6 protein-coding genes are annotated in these 3,706 nt (G+C 70.3%); 1 reads left to right on the forward strand and 5 read right to left on the reverse strand.

Annotated elements, in window-relative coordinates; genetic code table 11:
- Positions 1-8: 8 nt before the first annotated feature.
- The 5 genes from VR44_RS37325 to VR44_RS37345 all read right to left on the reverse strand — a co-directional run bounded on the left by VR44_RS37325 (position 9) and on the right by VR44_RS37345 (position 2,905).
- Positions 9-1,001: an AAA family ATPase gene (locus tag VR44_RS37325; RefSeq protein WP_211275214.1), complete on the reverse strand. Its 993-nt coding sequence runs from the start codon at positions 999-1,001 to the stop codon at positions 9-11.
- Between the two features lie 190 nt (positions 1,002-1,191).
- The gene (locus VR44_RS37330; RefSeq protein ID WP_045952112.1) at positions 1,192-1,617 is read right to left on the reverse strand and encodes a peptidase inhibitor family I36 protein; all 426 of its coding nucleotides are present in this window, start codon (positions 1,615-1,617) and stop codon (positions 1,192-1,194) included.
- A gap of 37 nt (positions 1,618-1,654) precedes the next feature.
- On the reverse strand, positions 1,655-2,074 hold the full coding sequence (locus VR44_RS37335; RefSeq protein WP_045952113.1) for a peptidase inhibitor family I36 protein: 420 nt from the start codon (positions 2,072-2,074) through the stop codon (positions 1,655-1,657).
- Between the two features lie 52 nt (positions 2,075-2,126).
- Positions 2,127-2,573 carry a peptidase inhibitor family I36 protein gene (locus VR44_RS37340; protein ID WP_094192166.1) on the reverse strand — a complete coding sequence of 149 codons (447 nt, stop codon included), beginning with the start codon at positions 2,571-2,573 and terminating at the stop codon, positions 2,127-2,129.
- Between the two features lie 119 nt (positions 2,574-2,692).
- Positions 2,693-2,905, reverse strand: a complete 213-nt coding sequence (locus tag VR44_RS37345) for a DUF5988 family protein (protein WP_045952115.1) — start codon at positions 2,903-2,905, stop codon at positions 2,693-2,695.
- Between the two features lie 254 nt (positions 2,906-3,159).
- Between VR44_RS37345 and VR44_RS37350 the strand changes: the two genes are divergently transcribed.
- The coding region (locus VR44_RS37350; protein ID WP_045952116.1) for an FAD-dependent oxidoreductase at positions 3,160-3,706 on the forward strand (547 nt) is incomplete at its 3' end.

Genomic DNA, 3,706 nt, shown 5'->3' on the forward strand with positions numbered 1-3,706 from the left:
TCGCGCCATCAGAGATGTGTATAAGAGACAGCACCAGGGGATGACGGAACCGCACCGGGGCCCCCAGTGTGATCAGGTCCGCCGTCTCGGCCGCCGCCCCGGCCTCGGCCCCGATGCCGAGCAGACGCAGCGCACGCCACAGCAGCGGTGTCACCGACGGGTTCGACCGCCGCGACCAGCAGCAGGGCGCGGGTGTCGGCCGGCAGGGCATCGACCCGCCGCCGGAAGCCCTCCTCGACCTGGGAAGCCAGCGGACCCGCGCCGGGCCGCGCGAAGCCGAACGCCAGCTCCACCGGTGACAGGTCACGGGGCAGCTCCAGCAGGGCGAGGGGGTTCCCGCCGGTCTCGGCGACGATCCGGTCCCGCACGCGGGCGTCGACCGGCGCCACGAGCGCCCCGTCGAGCAGGGCCCGGGCATCGGCGTCGGCCAGCCCCGGCAGGGTGAGGTCCGGCAGGCCGGCGAACGCCTCCGGCCCCTCCCCGCTAGCGGCCCGTTCGGCGAACACCAGCGCCACCGACTCGGCGTCCAGCCGGCGTCCGACGAACGCCAGGATCCGCTGGGACATCAGGTCCAGGCACTGCGCGTCGTCGACCAGGCACACCAGCGGTGAGGCGGCCGCGGCCTCGGCGAACAGCCCGAGGACCGCGAGCCCGACCAGCAGCATCTCGGGCGGGTTCCCCGCGCTCAGGCCGAACGCCACCCGCAGGGCGTCCTGTTGGACCGGCGGCAGGCGGTCGAGGTGGGAAAGCAGAGGGGCGCACAGGCGTTGCAGGGCCGAGTAGGCGAAGTCGGACTCGGCTTCGACCCCCGCCGCCTGGACCGTCTGCGACGGTGCGGCCCGCTCGGCCAGATGGGCGAGCAGCGCCGACTTGCCGACACCGGCCTCGCCGCGCAGCACCAGCACCCGGCTGCGCCCGTCCCGCACGTCGCGCAACAGCTGTTCCAGCACCTCCAGTTCGCGGGCCCGCCCGAGGAGCCGGCGTGTCGCGTGGTGGGGCATGGGACCTCCGGGCAGGGCTTCCTCCCGGAGGAGCTCCACCCCATCCTACGGACTTCCCGCCCGGCTGACCTGCATGGATTCGGTCAGACCGAGGAGCGGCCCTCGGCCCGGGCACGCGGAGCGGGGTCCGTCGTCCCGGGCGCGCACCCGGGACGACGGACCCCTCACCCGACGGCCGTCCGCCTGTGCCTCAGCAGTACTTGAAGGAGCTGATCCTGTCGTTGATCCACGACGGGACGGAGGGCCACTTCTCCCAGGGGCCGATCCTGAACTGCAGTCCGCCGTAGTTGTTGTGCTCGTAGAAGCAGATCGCGTTCCCCGTGTTGTTCACCACGGACGAGGTGATGTCCTGCATGCCCGTCCACAGTGCGCCGTCCCGCTGCAGCTTCCCGAGGTCGCCCACGTTCTGGTTCGAGGCGATCGCACCGAACTTGGAGCCGCTGGTGGCGCCGACGAAGTCGTTCTCGGACCACAGGCAGACATGACTGCCCGGGCACGCTCCGGCGCCCTGCCCGATACCGAGGAGCACGGAGGCATCGGCGGAGGTCGCCGCGGTCATGACCAGCCCGGCGACGGTGGCGGCACTGACGGCGAACCGCGCCGTCTTCCTGCGCAATGTCATCATCATCCGTTCAGATGGAGGAGGTGCGGGGTCAGCAGTACTTGAACGAGCTGATCTTGTCGTTGATCCATCCCGGTACGGACGCCCACTGCTCGTGGGGCCCCGTCCTGAACTCAAGCCCGCCGTACCAGTTGTTCTCGTAGAAGCAGATCGCGCTCCCCGTGTTGTTCACCACCGACGACGTGACGTCCTGCATGCCCTTGTCACCGGTGGAGGTGCGGGCCAGCTTGCCCAGGTCGCCGACGTTCTGATTCGAGGCGAAGGAGCCGAACTTGTGGTCGTAGACGAACTTCCCCTGGATGAAATTGCCTTCCGACCACAGGCATACGTAATTGTCGGGGCACGACCCGGCCCCGTGGCCGATGTCGAAGACGCTTGCGGCGCTCGCGGACGTGGCGGTGGCCACCAGCAGCCCGGCGGCGGCGACCGCGGCGAGCCCGAGCGTCCTCATCCTGCTTTTCACAAACACGGGTCCCTCTTCAATTGGAGTAGGAGCGGGGGGGTCAGCAGTACTTGAAGGAGCTGATCTTGTCGTTGATCCACCCCGGCACGGACGCCCACTGCTCGCGGGGACCGATCCTGAACTCCAGGCCGCCGTAGTTGTTGTGCTCGTAGAAGCAGATGCCGCTGCTGGTGTTGTTCACGACCGAGGAGGCGGAATCCTGCATGCCCTTCCAGCGGAAGAGCTTGCTCTCGAAGACGAACTTCCCCATGTCCGAAACGTTCTGGTCCGAACCCACGGCCCCGAAGTCGTATCCGCCCGCGGGATTTCCGCGGACGAAATTGCTCTCGCTCCACAGGCACACCCAGTTGGCCGGGCACTTGCCGGCTCCGGTCTGGATGTCGGTGAGCACGTAGGCGCTCGCGCTCGTCGCCGTGGCGACGACCGCCGCGGTCAGCGTGGCGGCGCCCACGGCGAGCCTCATCGCCGTCCTGCGCGCGTTCCTCATGTCTTCCCTGCCCTCATCGCTGTCAGTGGTGTCGCCCCGCGGCCTCGGCTCGCGGGGCAACACCACTGTGCCGCCGAGGGCACACGGACGGCTTCAGTCATCCGACTGCTCTTGGGCGGTCAGCCCGGCAGCTCGGTGCGCTCCCACCACTCGTACACCGGCAGCCGCCCCTCCGCCGTGTCCTGCGTGCGCTCGGTGCGCCTGAAGTGCTCGTAGCCGCCCCGGAAGAGCAGCTTTACGTCCGCTCCCGCCTCGGGCTGGGCGACGACGCGTTCCGTGAGGTCCGCAGGCCCGCCCTCCAGGACGGCCTTCGCGGTGTCGGAGTCGTTCATGGTGCAGAGCGTAGCCAGCCCGTCCCCGGTTTCCGTGGTGCTGCGGCCGTCAGACCGTGGTGTCGCCGAAGGGGCACCGGGCGCCGCGGGGTGTCCCTCCCGGGACGGTTCGCCGGAGCCGCTCCCCGACGCGCGGCACCGCGCCGCTTCCGCCCCACCGCACTGTGGCTCACGTCACATCCCGTTCCTGTCAGGAATCCGCCGGCTGTCCCGCTCAGGTCACCGAGACCCCAGCGAACCGACAGGAGCGTCACATGAAGCACCGCGTCCTCGTCCTCGGCGCCGGATACGCTGGCACCTACGTGGCCGGGAACCTGGCCCGCCGGCTGTCCCCGGAGGACACCGAGATCCACGTGGTCAACGCCGAGCCGGACTTCGCCGAGCGGCTGCGACTCCACCAGGTCGCTGCCGGTCAGGAGATCGAGACCCAGAAGCTCGCCGACATCTTCGCCGGCACGGGGATACGGCTGCACCCGGCCCGTGTCACCGCCGTCGACCCCGAGCGCCAGGTCGTCGCCGTGACCGGCGCCGACGGCGCCACCGAAATCGGCTACGACACGCTCCTCTACGCGCTCGGCAGCCACGGTGAGGACCACGGCGTCCCCGGCGTGGCCGAACACGCCTTCGACGTCGCCGCCCGGCCCTCGGCACTGCGGCTGCGCGAACGGCTGGACGGCCTGCCGCGAGGAGGGAACGTGCTGGTCGTCGGCGACGGGCTGACCGGCATCGAAAGCGCCACCGAGATCGCCGAGTCCCGGCCCGGCCTCTCGGTGACCCTGGTCGCCCGCGGCGAGCTTGGAG

Origin of the sequence: Streptomyces katrae (genome assembly GCF_000966975.1) — a bacterium.
In the GTDB taxonomy this organism is placed as follows: Bacteria; Actinomycetota; Actinomycetes; order Streptomycetales; family Streptomycetaceae; genus Streptomyces; species Streptomyces katrae.